The following is a 729-nucleotide window of genomic DNA, read 5'->3' on the forward strand; positions in this document are numbered from 1 at the left end:
GCTAGCAGCCATCAGCTACTAGCAAATAGCGTAAGAAAATGCTGCAAGAATTAATTAAGCAAGGCGAAGGCGAGCGGTTGGAATTCAAGAAGAAGACTACCCACCCCACGCGTATTTCCCGCACGCTGGCGTCGTTGGCCAACACGCACGGCGGGCAGGTGTTGGTAGGCGTCGACGACGACGGGCGCGTGGTGGGCGTGCGCGATGCGGAGGAGGAAATCTACGTGTTGCGGCAAGCAGCCGAGCACTTTGTGGATCCGCCGCTCACCAATTTAAGCTTTCGGGAGGTAGAGGAAGACGGTCGAATTGTGCTAGTTGTAACGGTTCCGGAAAGTCCGCACAAGCCGCACCGCGCCCAAGTAGCCGATGGCGACTGGCGCAGCTATGTGCGTGTGCGAGATGAAAGCGTGCAAGCCAGCAACCTCACCGAGAAGGTGTTAGAACGAAGTGAGCCAAGCACGGGCGTGGAGTGGATGCCACTAAATAAAGAGGAGTCGGCCGTACTGGATTACCTACGCACGCACACGCGCATCACGCTGCCGCAGTATATGAAACTGCTAAATATCGGGAAGCGACGGGCCTTTCGCACCCTCATCAAACTCACGCTCCACGGCTACATCCGCCACCACGACAAGGAGCGGGAGCCGTATTATACACTGTAAAATAGCGAAATAGTGAAGTTGTGAATGCAAAAAATCGTCTGTCATCCTGAGCGTAGCGAAGGACCTT

1 protein-coding gene is annotated in these 729 nt (G+C 55.4%); it reads left to right on the forward strand.

Annotation, left to right across the window (positions count from 1 at the left end; genetic code table 11):
* The first annotated feature begins 38 nt into the window (after positions 1-38).
* Positions 39-662, forward strand: coding sequence for an AlbA family DNA-binding domain-containing protein (locus KYK14_RS21975; RefSeq protein WP_219161771.1), 624 nt, complete (start codon positions 39-41; stop codon positions 660-662).
* The last annotated feature ends 67 nt before the right edge of the window (positions 663-729 follow it).

Source organism: Hymenobacter profundi, from assembly GCF_019334315.1.
GTDB classification, from domain to species: domain Bacteria; phylum Bacteroidota; class Bacteroidia; order Cytophagales; family Hymenobacteraceae; genus Hymenobacter; species Hymenobacter profundi.